The sequence below is a fragment of the Terriglobales bacterium genome (genome assembly GCA_035764005.1).
In the GTDB taxonomy this organism is placed as follows: domain Bacteria; phylum Acidobacteriota; class Terriglobia; order Terriglobales; family Acidobacteriaceae; genus Gp1-AA112.
The window spans coordinates 1-16,906 of sequence record DASTZZ010000050.1 but is presented as its reverse complement, the minus strand read 5'-3'; the positions used below and the strand labels follow the sequence as shown (position 1 = coordinate 16,906).

The window sequence follows — 16,906 nt, the reverse complement described above, 5'->3', positions numbered from 1 at the left end:
CTCGGGTTGCGTCCCCGCAGAGCCCTATCCTCCGCTCAGCTATGCGCAGAGTGGACTATCAACAACCAGCCGAGCAATAGGTTTGCATTGAACGGCCCTTACCCCCTTAATTCCGTGTCTCACTCCAAGGGTTCACTTCAGCGCCACGAGAAGTCTCCGCAAACTCCCACGTCTGCACCTCTTCTCCCTTGCAGGAGCTGTTTCGGTTGCCGCAATAGCGTCTTCCTTCTGCAGGAGGGCTTGCATACTTTAACGGATTCAGGTCCAGCAAGCCGACTCATCACGCATGACCACTCCAAGCCTCGCGATCGATCGTCAACTTTTCGCAAGACGCGGGGCGCTCCACGCCTTGGCTACGGCTTTCCTGGCGCTGTTTTGCATTGTTGGACTCTCGCTCTGGGGACTGCCGTTCTTTTACGACTTTATGGTCCGGCAGTTTGGGTGGACGCGGGCGCAGGTCACTTCGGGAAACGCAATCAGCAAACTGGTGATCGGGCCGGCATTCGGATTCCTTGCCGGCTGGTTGGTCGATCGCTTCGGGCCGCGAGTGCTGATGATCTCCGGCATTCTGATGGCGGGAGCGGCGCTGATTGGACTCGGCAGCATTTCCACTTTGGGAATGTTCTACCTGTTTTATCTCTTTAACGCTCTGGGCTACGTTTGCGGTGGACCGCTTCCAAATCAGGTACTGCTTACGCGCTGGTTCGACAAAGCTCGCGGTAAAGCCATGGGTCTGGCTTACTTCGGAATCGGACTGGGTGGCGCGGTGTCGCCGTGGATTTCTCATTGGCTTGAGCAGCATTTTGGATGGCAGGATGCGCTGAAGGTGTTGGGATTGCTCGTGATCGTGATCGCGCTCCCATTCGCGTACTTTGTGCGGGACACACCCGCATCAGAGCTGGAAGCTCCGCGCGCTGCATCTCCTCCGATTGGTCATGCGTTTAAGTCGCTTCCCCTTTACCTTCTGCTGATTGCCAGCATGTGCTCGATCGCTGCAGTCAGCGGAACTCAGCAAAATCTCAAATTATTCTTGAGCCTCGATCAGCATTACTCTCAGGGGCAGTCCACGCGAATTCTCTCCTTGGTCCTCACCTTCAGCATGGGCGGGAGATTGCTGATGGGCTGGCTCGCCGATCGCTTTCCGGTGAAGCACGTAATGCTGACGATCTATCTGCTGGTTGCCTCAGCGATTCCCTTTCTGTTTCTCGCGCCGGCAACTGCTCCCGTTTATCTGTTCGCCATGATTTTCGGCGTGGGACTCGGCGGAGACTACATGATCATTCCTCTCATGACCGCCGAGATCTTCGGCGTGCAGATTCTCGGACGGTTGCTGGGAGTAATCCTTACCGCTGACGGAATCGCTGAGGCGGTATCGCCGTGGATCGTCGGGCACCTCCGTGATGTGAGAGGAACTTACTCTGCCGGATTCGCAGTTCTCATTGCAATCGCCTTGCTGGGAGCTTTCGTTGCGACGCTGCTTCCGAGGAGGCAGCCGGCATGAGCAATTCGATCGCACGCGTCGCCGCGATGAAAGATGCTGAGCATTTTCGCGCTCACTTGCGTTCGCTCGGCGTCAGCATTCCTTGCGACGATCGCGTGAATGCTAGTACTGACTCCCCGATTAGCCGCGAGTTAGTGATCGGAGACATAAAGATTGGTAATCGCATTGCTGTTCAACCGATGGAAGGGTGGGATGCTACAGCGGATGGCAATCCCAGTGAGAGCACAATTCGACGCTGGCGACGCTTTGGGCAGAGTGGCGCGAAGCTGATCTGGGGCGGCGAAGCCGTTGCCGTTTGCCATGCCGGACGCGCGAATCCGAATCAGCTCGTAATCGCAGTGCACACGCAAAAGGGACTGCACCAGCTTCGCACGGCGCTGATCGAAGAACATCGGCTGACCACCGGATCCGACAATGGATTGCTGATTGGTTTGCAGCTCACGCACTCAGGCCGCTTCTGCCGTCCGAACAGAAAAGATCGCGCTGAGCCCCGGATTCTTTATCGTCATCCCATTTTGGATCGGCGCATGGGATTGGCTGCTGACTATCCCTTGCTGGCCGACTCTGAGATTCAGGCCATTATCGAGGACTTTGTGCGGGCAGCAAAGATTGTCCGCGATCTTGGGTTTGATTTTGTCGACATCAAGCACTGCCACGGATACCTCGGACACGAGTTTCTCAGCGCACGAGAGCGCGAAGGCCAATACGGAGGGAGCTTCGAGAATCGCACCCAGTTCCTCAAGCAGATTGTGGAAGGCGTTCGCGGCGATGCTCCCGGATTGGGAATCGGTGTGCGGCTCTCCGCCTTCGACCTGATCCCATTTCGGCCTGATCCCAGGCAGTCGATGAATGGAAAACCCGGGCCTGGAATTCCCGAAGATGCTGCTCTTCCTTATCGCTCCGGTTTCGGCGTGAACAAGAACAAGCCGACCGAACCGGACCTCAGCGAGCCGGAGCGGTTCATTGCTCTGCTGCAGGATCTCGGCATCCGACTGGTGAACATCACCGGAGGCAGTCCTTACTACAATCCGCACGTGCAGCGCCCGGCCTTGTATCCGCCGTCAGACGGATATCTGCCGCCGGAAGATCCGCTGGTGGGAGTTGCGCGGCAGATGGGCGTCACCCGCGAGCTCAAACGCAAGTTTCCTAAAATGGTATTTGTCGGATCGGCCTACAGTTATTTGCAGGATTTTCTTGCACATGTCGCGCAGGCTGCCATTCGTGAAGGTTGGGTCGATTCCGTCGGACTCGGGCGCATGGTGCTGAGCTATCCGGAGGTCCTCTGGGATGCGATAAACGGCACGCCCATGCAACGCAAGCGCATCTGCCGCACATTCAGCGATTGCACGACAGCTCCCCGCAACGGATTGCCTTCCGGCTGCTATCCGCTCGATGCTTATTACAAAGATTCGGAAGACGGAGCGCGGCTTAAGGCTGTTAAAGCGCAAGCCGAAGGTAGACAGCCTGCGCTGACGAATGCAGCGGCGGTTAGGAAAGCGCAGATGGAGATTAAGGAACTTCTCACGAAGAAAAAGCCCGGACGCAAGGTGCGCGGCATCGCTGCTGCGCTTCTGCCGTATGCAGAGAACGGCAAGGTTGCGGTTGAGGCATTCCAGCGGCATTTAACCGCCACGCATCATGCCGGGCTGATGAATGCAGTGAACATGGATACCGGCTACGTGAACTACCTCGCCGATTCCGAAATGGAACAGGTTCTTGGCTGGACGCGCGAGGCTCTCGGCCAAGGCGTGCCATTTGTTGCCGGAGCCTACATCGAAGGGCGATCAGGCGATCTCGTCACCCTCTATCGTCGCGAAATGGATCAAATTGTCAGCTTCGGTGGAATTCCTATTTTGTTTCAGACCGCTCGCCTGCACGGGAAATCTGCAAGTGAAAAAATCTCGGTTTATCGTGACATCTGCAAGGCATACGACCAGGTACTCGGCTTCGAGCTCGGCCCGGTCTTTGCTCCCAATGGCGAGATCTACGACGACGAAGTAATCACAGGCTTGCTTGATATTCCCGAAATGAAAGGCATCAAGCATTCTTCGCTGGATCGTCCAACGGAACTCAGGCGCCTTGCCCTCCGCGATGCACGCCGTCCTGACTTCGCGATCTACACCGGCAACGATCTCGGCATCGACATGATCGAGTACGGATCGGATTATCTGCTGGGCCTCGCGACATTCGCTCCAGAGAAATTCGCCGAGCGCGATCGCCTGTGGCAGTCCGGAGATCCGGCATACTACGGGCTGTCGGACGCATTGCAATATCTCGGCAACATTGCGTTTCGTGCTCCGGTGCCGGCGTATAAACATTCGGCAGCGGTTTTTCTGCATTTAACCGGGCGAATTCCAAGCGATCTGCCTCATCCACGAAGTCCGCGGCGTCCGAGTTGGGAGGCGGAGATCCTGAGGGACTGTGCTGCGCGACTTGGCGTTCTGGAGAGCGCGACAAAGGAATACGCGGTGCGAGGTTCATAAGAGCTGAATCGTTGCGCTACCCTAATCATCAATAGCTCGGGGAAAAGTCATGTCAACGGTACCCACAGTAAGCGCCCTCGACGCCAACACGCAGACATTCCCGGTTTTAACTTCTGCTCAAATCGAGCGAGCGCGACTGGCCGGCAGCATTCGTCACGTAGAAAACGGAGAGGTGCTCTTTCGTCCGGGTGATGTCGGCATACCGATGTTTGTCTTGCTCTCCGGCGGCATGGAGATTTTGCAGCCTTCTTACCTGGGTGAGCGATTGATCACGACTCATTCTGCCGGCCACTTCACCGGCGAACTCAGCATGATCTCCGGGCAGCGCTGCCTGGTGCTGGGCCGGGTCACCGACGCGGGCGAATTTCTCGAAATTCCGGTGAATAAATTGCGGGCGCTGATCGCACGAGACGCCGAGCTGAGCGAAATGTTCATGCGCGCTTTCATTCTGCGCCGACTCGCCCTGATTACACACAAGCTGGGGAACGTCATTCTGCTGGGCTCGCGCCACTCGGCTGAAACGCTTCACCTGCGCGAGTTCCTGGATCGTAATGGACATCCGCACACCTACGTCGATTTGGATCGGGATAAGCAATCGCAGCAGCTCCTCGATCATTTTGCGGTGAAGCTGGAAGACATTCCTCTAGTCATCTGCAATGGCCAGAATGTTCTGCGGAATCCTTCCACGCGCGAGTTGGCGGACTGCCTGGGACTAAACGCAAATTTCGACGATTCTGAGGTGCGCGATGTGGTGATCGTCGGCGCAGGTCCAGCCGGACTTGGCGCCGCAGTGTATGCAGCTTCGGAAGGGTTGAATTCGCTGTTGATCGAAACCGAAGCGCCCGGTGGACAGGCCGGCTCAAGCTCCAAAATAGAAAACTATCTCGGCTTTCCAACAGGGATTTCTGGCCAGGAACTCGCTGCGCGTGCCCTGAATCAGGCACAGAAATTTGGGGCGAGAATGCTGATCGCGCGCTCGGCAATCAAGCTTGATTGCGCAAAGCATCCTTACAAGCTCGTACTCGATGATGGGGCGGTGGTCGCGACGCGGGCGATCATCATCGCGACCGGCGCACACTACAACAAGCCCGAGATCGAGAACCTGGAAAAGTTCGAAGGTCGCGGAATCTATTACGGCGCTACTCACATCGAGGCGCAGCTCTGCGCAGGCGACGATGCGGTGGTAGTGGGCGGCGGAAACTCAGCCGGTCAAGCTGCGATTTTTGTTTCGCAGATTGCACGCAAGGTTTACATGCTAGTGCGAGGCAGCGGACTCGCTGAAACGATGTCGCGTTATTTGATCCAACGCATCGCAGAGAATCCCAATATAGAACTGCTCTGCAATACAGAGATCACGAAACTCGAAGGCGCAACCGAGCTCGAACGAGTCACATGGGCCAACAACATCACCGGAGAGTCGGTCACTAAGCCGATCCGGCACGTGTTCGTGATGACCGGAGCGTCTCCCCGGACCGATTGGCTTCGCGGCTGCGTAGCTCTCGACGACAAAGGTTTCATTCTTACCGGGCGCGATCTCGAACCAGCAGGACACGGCTCTCTTTCGGCATCGTGGCCGCTCGCGCGCGCTCCGCAAATGTTGGAGACGAGTTTGCCGGGAGTCTTTGCGGTCGGAGATGTTCGCTCCGGAAACGTGAAACGCGTCGCCTCTGCGGTCGGCGAAGGAGCCATCTCGGTCCACTTAGTCCACCGCACTTTGGCAGAGCTGTAATCAACACACGAACGATTTAGAAAGGCGAATTATGCAGTGCAAACATACAAATGCAATCCACATGACGCAAACCGACAAACACGTTTGTGAGGATTGCGTGAAGACCGGCGACACCTGGGTTCATCTGCGCCTTTGTCTGGAATGCGGCCACGTCGGCTGCTGCGACTCGTCGAAGAATAAGCACGCCACCAAGCACTTCCATCACACCAAGCATCCGCTCATCCGCTCGATTGAGCCGGGCGAAGCGTGGGTGTGGTGCTACGTCGATGAGATGGCGCCGGGAGAGATTCGCCACGGGTCATTTGCTGCGGCATAAGAGCGTTTCTCGGAAACCGGCGAGAATAGACCCCGCGCGCTCATCTTGTACAATTTCGCGGGTGTCCATTCCAGCACGGTTTCTTTCTGCTCTGCTTGTCTCTTCATTTCTGATTTCGGCCGCTCATGGTCAGCAACTCGATCCAAAGCTCTATGAGGGTTTGCGTTGGCGAATGGTGGGCCCGTTTCGGGGCGGTCGAACGGTTTCTGTCGCCGGCATTCCTGGCAATCCGAACGTGTACTACTTCGGCTCTGTCGGTGGCGGCGTTTGGAAAACGACCAACGGCGGCGTCACGTGGAATCCGATCTTCGATTCGCAGAATGTCGCCTCGATCGGAGCCATCACGCTTGCGCCTTCTGATCCGAATGTCATTTACGTCGGAACGGGCGAGCCTGACCTGCGCTCTGATCTTTCGACGGGAAACGGAATGTACAAGAGCACCGACGGCGGCGCCACGTGGGAGCACATTGGCCTCGAAGACTCGCGGCAGATTGCACGCATTGTGATCGATCCACATGATCCGAATGTCGTTCTGGTCGCTGCCGTTGGGCACGCGTACGGTCCCAATCCGGAACGCGGTGTTTTCAAGTCGGCTGATGGCGGACGCACGTGGGCGAAGTCTCTGTTTCTCGATGACAAAACCGGAGCAATCGACCTGACCGCAGATCCGGATAATCCGCGGGTTCTCTATGCGGCAATGTGGCACGTTCAGCGTCCGCCCTGGAGTCAATATCCGCCCGACAATGGCAATGGGGCGATCTATCGGTCAACCGATGAAGGCGAGACATGGGCAAAGCTGACCGGCACCGGCCTGCCGCAAGGCGATTGGGGACGCATCGGCATTGGCGCTGCTGCGGGAACCGGCGGCAAACGCCTGTACGCACTCATCGACAACAAGGATCCGAAGCAGGCTGGTTTCTATCGCTCTGACGACAGCGGAGCAAGCTGGTCCCGAATTGGAACTGATTCGCGCATTCTCGGCCGCTTGTGGTATTTCGGCGAGATCGCGATTGATCCGAAGAATCCCGATGTCGTTTACCTGCCCAACGTTTCTATCTATCGCACTGAGGACGGAGGCAAGGATTGGGAGGCCATCAAAGGAGCGCCGGGTGGCGACGATTATCACGCGCTGTGGATCGATCCCACCAATCCCGAGCGGATGATCACCGGCAGCGATCAGGGCGCAACCATCAGTGTGGATGGCGGCAAGAGCTGGAGCTCGTGGTACACCCAGCCGACTGCGCAGTTCTATCACGTAATCACCGACAACGAGTTTCCTTATCGCATCTACGGCTCACAGCAGGACAGCGGTACGGCGGCAATCCAGAGCCGCAGCGATTATGGCTCGATCACATTCCGGAATTGGTACTCGGTCGGCTCTGGGGAGAGCGGATACATCGCGCCCGATCCGGCTGACGCAAACACGGTGTATGGTGGCGATCCATACGGGCCGGTGCTGCGTTTCGACCGCATCACTGGCCAGACACAGGATGTATCTCCGCTGCCGGTGCAGGCTTTTGGCACCGAGATCTTCCAACGCAAATTGCGCGCCACCTGGACTTCACCGATCGTGATCTCGCCACGCTCACACACGCTCTACTTCGGCGCACAGTATCTGCTGCGCTCAACGGATCGCGGCATGAGCTGGCAGCAGATCAGTCCGGACCTCACCGGCTTTGAGCCGAAGAATCCGCAATCTGGGCCTGCGACGATCAGCAATGCCAAAGCGCGCGGCTACGGCGTGATCTACACCGTCGCTCCGTCTCCGCTGGATGAGAACGTCATCTGGACCGGAAGCGATACAGGTGTGGTCTCGCTCACTCGCGATGGCGGCAAAACTTGGAACAACGTCACGCCTCCCGGACTGAGCGACTGGAGCAAGATCAGCATGATCGATGCTGGTCACTTCGAAGCGGGAACCGCATACGTTGCTGTGGATCGTCATCGGCTTGATGACATGTCGCCGTGGATCTATCGCACGCACGATTACGGAAAGACTTGGACGAAGATCGTGACTTGCATCGATGCGAGTACTCCAAACAATTGTGTAATCCAACGAAAAGGTGTCTACGCAGGTTTGACAACGCGGCTGGAGGGTCTCGATCAGGCCCAATTAACTGTTCGTGCGGTCAGGGAAGACCCTGTAAAGAAGGGCTTGCTGTTTGCTGGAACCGACTCAACCGTATTCTTTTCCATCGACGATGGGAATCACTGGAATTCTCTCCAGCTCAATCTCCCTAACACTCCAATTCACGATTTACAGGTTAAAGACAACGATCTAGTTATAGCGACCCATGGTCGCTCATTTTGGGTACTGGATAACGTCACTCCTTTGCGCCAACTGACACCTGGTTTTGGTGATGATCAAGTCTTTGTGTTCAAACCCGCCAAGGTCTACCGGGTTCGCAGGAGTGTTAACAACGACACGCCATTGCCGCCCGAAGAGCCGCATGGTGAAAATCCACCAGCTGGCGCACTGATTGACTACTACCTGCGGCACGAACTCCAGCCTGTCGGTGATGTGAGTCTCGACATTATCGACGCTTCCGGGAACTTAGTTCGCCGATATTCGAGTACAGACCGGCCGTCTGCCCCTCGCGTGCCGCCACCGTTTCCAAATTACTGGCTCCCAAAACCGGAAATACTCTCGGCAGAATCCGGTATGCATCGCTTCGTTTGGGACTTGCGGTATGCGCCACCTCGTGGAGGTGGAGGGTATGCGATGGCGGTCGCGAACTTGACGACAGAGCCGTTGCCGCAAGGTCCTTTAGTGGTTCCGGGCTCTTATCGTGTGCGACTCACAGTTTCAGGCAAGAGCTACGAGCAGCCACTGCAGGTCGCGCCTGATCCGAGAGTGAAAATCACGCAGCAGGTTTTTGTTCAGCAATTCACTCTGGCAAGGCGCATCTATGACGCCATGGAGCGTGCCGGCTCCGCGCTGCGGCAGATCGATCAACGCCGCGCTGAGCTGAAGCAGCAGTCGAATCCAGACCTCGATCGCAAGCTCGTGGAACTCGCCGGCGCAGCGCGCGGACAGGAAGAGGAAGGCGCACCTTCGCCAAGTGGAGTCACGCTACGCCAAGTCAGCACGTCACTCTCGCACTTGCTCGGAGTTGTTGAGAGCGCCGACGCTGCTCCAACCAAGCAGGCGACTGAAGCTGCTCAAGCTGCGCTCACTCAGCTCGACAGGCTGCTAGCTCAGGCGAGCGAGCTTGGCATTAAGCCATAACGGCGCGACCGGCAAGATATCCGGTGCGAGCTCTTCAAACGCAATGGTTAGAATTTCCAAGTGCATCTGGACGACACCATTGTCGCGGTCTCTACGCCGCCGGGGCGCGGCGGTATTGGTGTGGTGCGGCTCAGCGGAACCGACGCGCGAAGCATTGTCGAGCCTCTGTTGCGCCTGAAGAGGCCGCTGGAAGCAGGACGAGCTGTTTTCGGCGAGTTGATCGACGCGACCTCGGGTGAGCGCGTCGATGAAATTGTTGTTACCTTCTTCGGGAATCCGCATTCGTACACAACCGAAGATGTCATTGAGATCTCGGCTCACGGCGCGCCGGTAGTGCTGGAGCACATAGTCGAGCAGGCGCTGAATCGCGGCGCACGCCTTGCGGAGCCGGGGGAGTTCACAATGCGGGGCTTCCTGCATGGCAGGATCGATCTCACACAGGCAGAAGCCGTGCGCGATCTGATCGAGTCGCAGACGCTCTTTCAGGCTAAGGCAGCTGCACAGCAACTTGAAGGCGCGCTTTCGCGTCGAATTGCGCCGATAAAGAAGAAGCTCGTCGAGTTAATTGCACTGCTCGAAGCCGGCATTGACTTTGCCGAAGACGATGTAGGTGTTCTTGCCGACGAGCGGATACTCGCTGCCATTCACGAGATTCGAACCCCGCTTGCTGCGCTGGCGGAGTCTTTTGCATACGGGCGCGTCGTGCACGACGGACTCACGCTCGCCATCATAGGCCGTCCCAATGTGGGAAAGTCCAGCCTCTTCAACCGGCTAGTAGAGCGTGAGCGCGCCATTGTCACTACCCTTCCGGGGACTACGCGCGACCTCGTTACGGAGACCGTTTCCATTTCGGGAATTCCGATCCGGCTGGTCGACACGGCGGGAATTCGCGCGGCGGCGGACGAAGCGGAAGAAATCGGTATCCGCAAAGCCTATGAGGCATTGGCGGATGCAGATATCGTTCTTGTCGTCCGGGATCACACTTCCGCTCAACACCCCGAAGAAGAACAACGCCTGCTCGACGCGACCGAAGGACGGAAAAGAGTCCTGGTGCGGAACAAGATCGATCTTAGTTCCGAAACGGAATTTGTGGCGGGCCGAAACCACCTTCCGGAGATTCGCACGTCAGCGCTCTCGGGCAAAGGCATTAGCGAACTCCGCGAGCGCATTGTTGCCGAAGGCGGCGGAAATGCGCGCGAGCAGCAGGAAAGCGGCTTTATCACCAATCTGCGGCAAAGAAAGCTGGTCGAAGAGTCTCTCAGCGCACTGTCAGCGGCGGAAAATGCGGTGCGCACTCGTATACCTCACGAGATGCTGCTGATGGATTTGCATTCGGCCCTCGAAGCGCTCGATGCTCTTACCGGCCAGACCACAACCGACGACATCCTGAACCTGATCTTCAGCACGTTCTGTATTGGGAAATAATGAATGGAGTGAATGGAGGTCTGTGGGTCAGTATCGTCCGCGGTAGCGGATGATCTTAACGGCTATCTGATCAGCCCATCCGGTAGCAGGCGGACGTTACTGACAGCGGCCTATGCCCGGCGGGTCCACCATAGTTAGGCGGCAGAAGAACTTAATCCAAATGGCCCTCGATCTTCGCGCGCGCAGATACACTGGTCTAATATAAGAATTCCTTTAGGCCAGTAATTGCAGGTTCCCCGTGGTTCTACCGTCTGAAGTCCGTAGTTTTCCTGCGTCCAACGCAGAACCCGGTCCCGGTTCAGGACGATCAGAAAAAACGAAAGGTCCGGCCAACAATCACGAACGACGTTCTTATCTGCGAACCTCGTCGCCGCTTGACCGTTCGCGTTTTCGCCGTGCTCTCGTGGTGGCGATCGTCTTGCCGTTCCTGATGGTGGCGCTGTTCTGTGCGGCGCTGTTGTGGGCAGTTCGCCAGGTCGTAGCAGCGGATCATGCTGTACAGCACGCAGGTCAGATCGTTACCCAAAGTTATCAGAGTCTGGCCTTGATTCTCGATATGGAGACCGGTGTACGCGGATATCTCGCGACCGAGAGCCGGGATTTCTTAGAGCCGTACCAGCGTTCCGGACCCAAAGTCGACGCCGCGCTGCAAGGGCTCGATGACTTGATTGAAGAAGAAGACATACAAGAGGAACAGCACGTTTCCCATATCAAGACAGCCTTCGACGAGTGGCACAAATTTGCTGAAGATGCCATCCACCAGCGTCGAGCGGGAGCTACTGCCGCAGCCGAGATCGACAACGCACGCGGCAAGTTCCTGATGGACAACATCCGCGATAACTTTGCCTCGCTGGTTGCGAGTGAAGAGGAACGCCGCGACAATGCTCAGATCTCCGCGCACAATGCAGCACGCTTCACATCGCGTCTCGGCATTTTGCTCGCGCTCGCAGTGGCGGCGATCATCGTTATCTTCATTGGCTACGAGCTGTTCGCCCTGTCGCGCACCTATGAGACATCCCTCACTCGTTCCGACGCTCTCGCACGTGAACTCGGGCGGCGCGAAGCCCACTTCCGCGTTCTGGCCGAAGCCATACCGCAGATCGTGTGGGCTACCACGCGCGATGGAACTCCGCAATACTTCAACCAACGCTGGTTTGAGTACACCGGGGCGCCTGCCAATACAGAGGAGCCTTGGCCGGAGCGGGTCCATCCTGATCATCTGGATCAAACACTGGCGGCATGGAAGCAATCGCTCTCATCGGGCGCTCCGTTGGTAGTTGAAACCAAACTGCGAGACTCCGCGGGCAACTACCGCTGGCACCTCGGACGCGCTCTTCCCCTGCGCAACGAAAGAGGCGAGATTGCCCGTTGGCTGGGAACCTTCACCGACATCGACGACCAGAAGCGCGCAGAGGAAGCCCTGAGCCGTCTGGCGGCGATCGTAGAAAGCTCGGAAGACGCCATTTATAGCAAGGATCTCGATGGCCAAATCAAGAGCTGGAATCGCGGTGCAGAAAAAATGTACGGCTACTCCGCTGGAGAGATGATCGGGCACAATGTTTCCCGGCTGACTCCTTCCGATCGCCTCCACGAGAATGCCGACATTCTTGAGCTCCTCCGCCGCGGCGAATCGATCGAGCATATCGAGACCATTCGGCTTCGCAAAGATGGGTCGCAGGTCGAAGTTTCGATGGCGATCTCGCCGGTGCGGAACGCAGCGGGAGCAATCGTTGGAGCTTCGACCATTGCGCGCGACGTTACCGAGCGTAACCGCGCAACCGAGGCCTTGCGCAAAACCGAAAAGCTTGCGGCCACCGGACGTCTTGCCGGCACCATGGCGCACGAGATTAACAACCCACTCGAGGCCGTCACCCACCTGCTTTACCTCATCGACAAGAGCTCCTCGCTGGATCAGGCAGCCCGCAACTACACGCAGATCGCAATGGCGGAAGTGGATCGCATCGGACACATTGCCAAGCAGGCGCTCGGCTTTTATCGCGAAGCGTCGTCCCCAATCGACGTGAAAATCTCTGAGCTCGTAAGCAATGTTGTTGAGCTGTACAACGCCGGCGCGCAAAACAAAGGCGTACAGCTGGAGGCACAACTCGAAAACGACGCTTCGGTGAAAGCTTTTCCCGGCGAAATGCGCCAAGTCTTTTCCAATCTCATCGTGAATGCCGTCGATGCCGTGCTCCGAGGTGGAGTAGTGAAGGTTCGCGTGAAGCATGGTCGCGATTGGGCTTCGCGCAGGATGGGAATTCGCGTGCTCGTTTCTGACAATGGTCCCGGAATTCCGCCGAACGTTCGACCCCATATCTTCGAGCCATTCTTCACGACAAAGGGCGAACGCGGAACCGGGATTGGTCTATGGGTTTCAGAGGGCGTGCTGGAAAAACAAGGCGGCAGGATTCGGCTCAAAAGTTCGATGGGACGAATGCATGGCACTACATTTTCGGTGTTCTTGCCTTACAACTGAGAGATTCGAGGAATCACGCAGCAATGTGGCGCGCGAGAAACGCGTTCACAGCATGTCGCAGGACATCCTGCACGTGATCGTTTAAAGCGCGCAGGTCGGGAACCAGGTTGCTGACGTCGGCTGCCAGTAGGTTCTCCTGCACGACCTCATAGACCGCTCGTTCCAGCGCGCGAAATTCTTCAAAGAGATCGTCGATCGAGCGGCCCTGCTCCCGGCGCAGAGCCCCGTGTACACCTCCCCGGGCGAAACTCTCGCGTTCTCTGCCGGGGTGCAAGCCAATCACCAGCGCCGATACCAATTCGGGAAGACCGCGGCTGGCGTCTCCTTTCCGCAATCGTCTCGACGAAGACACCGAGGAAAGTGTCAGATTGATGATTTCATCCTGGTTCTCTTCCATGATCTGACGGACGCGTTTCACCGGGAGAGGCTTATGAGGCGTGCGCTCCGAAATCCTGCGCTCGATGGTTTCGACCAATCGTTCAATTTGCGTAGGCTTCACCAGATAGTCGTCCACCTGGCTGCGAATCGCCTGTAGCGCAGATTCGAAGCCGGGATATCCGGTCAGAATCAAGGTTACGCATTCGGGCTGCGTACGCCGCATCGCGCTGACCACCGTGAATCCATCGCCGGCATTGCCGATGTTCAGGTCGGAAATGAGCACATCAAACTTCCTCGATTGGATGGCGGTTAGCGCCTCAGAAACACTTGCGGCAACTTCTACGGTGTGGCCATGCATGCGCAAAATCGCCGGAAGAGTGAGCCGGATGCTGGGCTCGTCGTCCACAAACAGCATGCGAAGCGGTGACATGAAGACCTCGGATCGAGCGTCCGAACAGAGTTCAGTCTGACTCTCGTTTCGCTGAACTTCCTTCTACATAGATGCGGATTGCGACTATTTCGTATAGACGACCAGGTCGAGTACGCCGTTGATATCGTCCGGGCTGTCCTGATCGCGAGAGAAGACGACGGTGCGCTTGCCTGGCTCTCCGAGTGGGTCGAAGAGTTGCAACTCTGTGACGACAAACATTTTGTTTCCGGTTTCGGCGATGTATTCGTCGTAGGTGAGTCCCGTGAGCAGGAAAGGATGATTGCGCCACAATAGCATTAGTGGCCGATTTTGACGTACTGACACGATGAGTGGATCGGCCTGCACCGGCGCTCCCGGAGTGAACCGTGCCTGCAGACCAAACTGCTGACCATCTTGCAGGACATAGTCATGGCTGATCGCCTTGGCGAGAGCCTCAGAATCGGCAACTGCATCGAGACATCGCGAGCCGCCGTAGAGCCGGTCAATAAGGTATTGCTGACTGATGTGAATGCCGCGCGCGGCTGCCATGTCGCTGACGACCGCGACCCATCCCCAATTCGCGCATGGCTGCTCGGCTGGTCTCAAATCCAGCTTCTCTGCCTGGACCTTCTGCTTATGCAGGACCCATGCGGGAGATGCCTCCTGCTTCCCTCCGGCATGCAATGGACCAGCAGAGGAAAGAGCACAGAGGCAAATGTTCGCAGCCATCCGGATAAATCGCGGATTTCCCATTTCGATACTCTACGTTGTAACTGCCTCGCGGTCCTATTGACGTCACAGGTGCGTCCCATGCTCAGCGCCATTTCGACACGGGAAAACACGAGCAGCGCGCAAGGTTTTGAGGCTGTGCCATTCTATTCCGCGCTCGGGGAGGCTGTGGGACAACGCGAGCAGAGGGTTGCTACGGAGAAGCGATGAACTGTGGATCGAGAAGGGCGATCGAGTTTTTCTCAATGCTTCTTTTGAGCATGCAGGCGCAGTATCGAGGAAACCGCCAATACCGCTGCGAACACAATGGCCACGCTCATAAAAGCCCCCGAATGACTGTAGTCAGCCTATTGGATGCAGCTTTTGGCAACAAGTTACGGCGGCGTCGCTCGGCGTCGTTACGGAAGTATTTCGCGAGGCCATACAGACCGCGACTTTTGCAGACCTAAGCGCTTGGCGCTATCTGCCACAATAAAAAGGCCGCAGAGGTGAAATGGCGGATGACGGAATTTGTCAGGGGCATTACACTATGCCTGTGAGCGGCCGCCTGAAATTCCTGTTGCTCGTGGTAGTAGTTGCGGCCATTCTCTACGTCCTGATCTCCCCTTTGCCAGAGCTGGCGGCCACAAGTACTCTTAATTTTCCTGTTATTCCGCTCATCATCGTTGTTCTTATCGTCCCAAACCTTGTCAATGTCGCACACACACCCGCAGTCCAAATTACGGATGTGTGGCTGGATGAAGATTTACCCTCGCGTAACTGCGCGCTGCTTTGTTAATCTCTAGTCCCCCCATTTGTTGGCAATTTTCACTACTTTTTCAGAATTTCCTTGATTGATGCCGGTAATAGTGGCATCTAAGGGCATCGCGGGAGGTTGTAATGGGGCACTGGAAAGAGATCATGCTGCGGGGCGCGGTCATACCGTTCCAGCAGGTGGCGATGTTACGTGAGCAGGTAGCGACCCTACGCGGCTCATCCAACAGCGAAGAGCGCATGCGGCATGAACTCGCTCGTTTCGGAGCCATGCTGCACGAGAATGGCTTCGTTGCCGCAACTGACGGGAATCTCTCTGTGCGTCTTGAAGATGGCCGCGTGATGATCACTCCCAGCGGTTTCAGTAAAGGAATGATGGAAGCGCGGGACATGGTGATCGTCGATCCTTCGGGCAAAAAGCTCAGCGGCAGCCACAACGCCTCCAGCGAGATCCAGATGCACTTGGCGATTTACCAGGATCGCCGCGATGTGAACGCCGTTGTGCACGCCCATCCTTGTACCGCGACCGCTTTTGCCTGCAGCGGAATTGCTTTGGAAGAGCCAATCTGCGCTGAAGTCGTAATGACTCTGGGAAGAGTTCCTTTAGCTCCTTATGGGACGACCGGGACACCCGAGCTGACGACCAACATCCGCCCCTTCATTGCTGACCATTCGGCCATCCTGCTGGCCAATCATGGTGTCGTGACCTATGCCGAGGACCTGCTCACGGCCTACCTGAAAATGGAGGCAGTAGAGCATTTCGCTAAAGTCACCCTAGCAGCCCGGCAGATAGGCGCACCGCAAGTTCTGAATGCCGTCCAGCTCGATGCGCTGGAAGTGGCGAGGCAGCGCTACCTGAACCGCCGGCCGACAAAGGCGCCGCAGCCGGAGCTGACGTTCGCTTTTGCCTTGTCGCAACTGGCTCGCAGAAATTGATTCTTCGGCTGTCCTCAGCTGTGGTTAGTTTGAACACGGAGGCCACGGAGGGCACAGAGGGGTTCACGTGGGATTGGCCGCCACCTTCGAAGGGACGAGTTGGGTCGCAATAATCGGTTAGTCGCTTACTAATTACAACAGCATTCCTCCGTTACCTCTGTGCCCTCCGTGTTCAATTCACCCCAAGACCCTCGCGAAGCGCACGGCGGCGGTCCTCGGCAGCGGTTTTCTTGTGAAACAATTCCAGTGAAAATCCCGTAAACTTAACTGAGCCACTCAGGCCGTCTTCCATGAACATTGGTGAAGCCATGCGCATCGCCCTGCAGTCGTTGTGGGCGAACAAGCTCCGCTCTGTGCTTACGCTGCTCGGGGTCGTGATCGGCGTGTCTTCTGTGATCGCCGTGGTCACGTTCGTGAATGGCATCAATGGCTATGTGGCGGAGAAGGTCTTCAATCTGGGCGCCGACGTCTTCATCGTGAGCAAGCAGAAAAACGTCATCACCAACTTTGAAGATTACATGACGGGCCAAAAGCGCAAGAAC

At 56.9% G+C, this 16,906-nt stretch carries 12 protein-coding genes; 10 read left to right on the top strand and 2 right to left on the bottom strand.

Annotation, left to right across the window (positions count from 1 at the left end; genetic code table 11):
* Positions 1-286: 286 nt before the first annotated feature.
* The 7 genes from VFU50_07450 to VFU50_07420 all read left to right on the top strand — a co-directional run bounded on the left by VFU50_07450 (position 287) and on the right by VFU50_07420 (position 13,159).
* Positions 287-1,501, top strand: a complete 1,215-nt coding sequence (locus VFU50_07450; GenBank protein ID HEU5232675.1) for an MFS transporter — start codon at positions 287-289, stop codon at positions 1,499-1,501.
* Positions 1,498-3,984 carry a hypothetical protein gene (locus VFU50_07445; protein ID HEU5232674.1) on the top strand — a complete coding sequence of 829 codons (2,487 nt, stop codon included), beginning with the start codon at positions 1,498-1,500 and terminating at the stop codon, positions 3,982-3,984. The genes VFU50_07450 and VFU50_07445 overlap by 4 nt, the downstream gene beginning before the upstream one ends.
* Positions 3,985-4,033: 49 nt before the next feature.
* A complete protein-coding gene (locus VFU50_07440) occupies positions 4,034-5,713 on the top strand; it encodes an FAD-dependent oxidoreductase (GenBank protein ID HEU5232673.1) in 1,680 nt (559 codons plus the stop codon).
* 61 nt (positions 5,714-5,774) lie between these two features.
* A complete protein-coding gene (locus tag VFU50_07435) occupies positions 5,775-6,029 on the top strand; it encodes a UBP-type zinc finger domain-containing protein (protein ID HEU5232672.1) in 255 nt (84 codons plus the stop codon).
* Positions 6,030-6,090: 61 nt separating this feature from the next.
* On the top strand, positions 6,091-9,258 hold the full coding sequence (locus VFU50_07430) for a hypothetical protein (GenBank protein HEU5232671.1): 3,168 nt from the start codon (positions 6,091-6,093) through the stop codon (positions 9,256-9,258).
* A 60-nt stretch (positions 9,259-9,318) separates the two neighbouring features.
* On the top strand, positions 9,319-10,683 hold the full coding sequence (gene mnmE / locus VFU50_07425) for a tRNA uridine-5-carboxymethylaminomethyl(34) synthesis GTPase MnmE (GenBank protein ID HEU5232670.1): 1,365 nt from the start codon (positions 9,319-9,321) through the stop codon (positions 10,681-10,683).
* A gap of 406 nt (positions 10,684-11,089) precedes the next feature.
* Positions 11,090-13,159, top strand: a complete 2,070-nt coding sequence (locus VFU50_07420) for a PAS domain S-box protein (protein ID HEU5232669.1) — start codon at positions 11,090-11,092, stop codon at positions 13,157-13,159.
* A 13-nt stretch (positions 13,160-13,172) separates the two neighbouring features.
* Here the strand turns inward: VFU50_07420 and VFU50_07415 are convergent, their stop codons facing one another.
* Both VFU50_07415 and VFU50_07410 read right to left on the bottom strand, forming a co-directional pair.
* On the bottom strand, positions 13,173-13,967 hold the full coding sequence (locus tag VFU50_07415; GenBank protein HEU5232668.1) for a response regulator: 795 nt from the start codon (positions 13,965-13,967) through the stop codon (positions 13,173-13,175).
* Between the two features lie 84 nt (positions 13,968-14,051).
* Positions 14,052-14,699, bottom strand: a complete 648-nt coding sequence (locus VFU50_07410; protein ID HEU5232667.1) for a hypothetical protein — start codon at positions 14,697-14,699, stop codon at positions 14,052-14,054.
* A 469-nt stretch (positions 14,700-15,168) separates the two neighbouring features.
* On the opposite strand from VFU50_07410, the gene VFU50_07405 reads away from it, so the two are divergent.
* The 3 genes from VFU50_07405 to VFU50_07395 all read left to right on the top strand — a co-directional run.
* A complete protein-coding gene (locus VFU50_07405; GenBank protein ID HEU5232666.1) occupies positions 15,169-15,453 on the top strand; it encodes a hypothetical protein in 285 nt (94 codons plus the stop codon).
* A gap of 101 nt (positions 15,454-15,554) precedes the next feature.
* Complete coding sequence (locus VFU50_07400; protein HEU5232665.1) at positions 15,555-16,364, top strand: class II aldolase/adducin family protein; 810 nt, start codon at positions 15,555-15,557, stop codon at positions 16,362-16,364.
* 290 nt (positions 16,365-16,654) lie between these two features.
* Positions 16,655-16,906: ABC transporter permease (locus VFU50_07395; protein ID HEU5232664.1), on the top strand; the 252-nt coding region annotated here is incomplete at its 3' end.

Coding starts and splice junctions, on each gene's coding strand:
- VFU50_07450 (HEU5232675.1), top strand. CDS start 287: ATGACCACTCCAAGCCTCGCGATCGATCGTCAACTTTTCGCAAGACGC.
- VFU50_07445 (HEU5232674.1), top strand. CDS start 1,498: ATGAGCAATTCGATCGCACGCGTCGCCGCGATGAAAGATGCTGAGCAT.
- VFU50_07440 (HEU5232673.1), top strand. CDS start 4,034: ATGTCAACGGTACCCACAGTAAGCGCCCTCGACGCCAACACGCAGACA.
- VFU50_07435 (HEU5232672.1), top strand. CDS start 5,775: ATGACGCAAACCGACAAACACGTTTGTGAGGATTGCGTGAAGACCGGC.
- VFU50_07415 (HEU5232668.1), bottom strand. CDS start 13,967: ATGTCACCGCTTCGCATGCTGTTTGTGGACGACGAGCCCAGCATCCGG.
- VFU50_07410 (HEU5232667.1), bottom strand. CDS start 14,699: ATGGGAAATCCGCGATTTATCCGGATGGCTGCGAACATTTGCCTCTGT.
- VFU50_07405 (HEU5232666.1), top strand. CDS start 15,169: ATGGCGGATGACGGAATTTGTCAGGGGCATTACACTATGCCTGTGAGC.
- VFU50_07400 (HEU5232665.1), top strand. CDS start 15,555: ATGGGGCACTGGAAAGAGATCATGCTGCGGGGCGCGGTCATACCGTTC.